The organism is Oleiphilus sp. HI0061 (assembly GCF_001635675.1).
Genome location: NZ_LWFE01000310.1, coordinates 1 through 839, shown reverse-complemented (window position 1 = coordinate 839; position 839 = coordinate 1). Strand labels below are relative to the sequence as shown.

1 protein-coding gene is annotated in these 839 nt (G+C 44.6%); it reads right to left on the bottom strand.

The genetic code is table 11. From position 1 onward, the window contains the following. The coding region (locus tag A3735_RS04020; RefSeq protein ID WP_068637625.1) for an ABC transporter permease at nucleotides 1-839 on the bottom strand (839 nt) is incomplete at both ends.

Genomic DNA, 839 nt, shown 5'->3' with positions numbered 1-839 from the left:
CCGTCACAACCATCACTAAAGTAGAGATAATATTAAAGGCGGCAACCGCAACAATAACCATCAACAATAGGCCAATCATAGTCTTTTCCATGCGAATTGCCTGAAACAGGTTTCCGTGGGTTCTGGTCCAGTCTACGCTATAAAAACCTTCATCCAGGTTCATCGCTATCTGGCGAGCAATATAGGGTGCATCAAACAGGTCATGCATTTTTAAGCGCAAGCCGTGCACTGAACCTTTGATACGTAACATTTTTGCCGCGTCATCCATATGAATCATGGTCAGCGAAGCATCCAGGTCGGCTCCTACACTGAAAATACCTTTTACAACAAAACGCTTTAACCTTGGAAACACACCTGCAGGCGTTAAGGAAGCTTCGGGTAAAACGACAGTGACTTTATCCCCGACATCAACGCGCAATTGCCGGGATAGTATTTCACCGATAATCATGCCGAACTCACCTGATTTCAAATCCTCAAGAGAACCTCGAATCATATGCTCACTGATAATCGAGACCGATGTTTCTTCTTCAGGTAAAACGCCATTCAGCTGAACACCGTGAACTGCACCGTTACGCGTCACCATTCCTTGAGCATTTATAAACGGCGCGGCAGCAAGCACTTTCTCATTTTCAAGTACAGAATCCTGAAGTGTTTGCCAGTCTCGCATATCACTATAAGGTTTAATCACTGCGTGCGGCACCATACCCAAGATTCTTTGCTGTAATTCACGATCAAAACCGTTCATAACAGAGAGCACAGTAATAAGTAGAGCCACACCAATTATCAAGCCCACCATCGACGTTAGCGAGATAAATGAAATGAAGTGGTTTTTGCGCTTC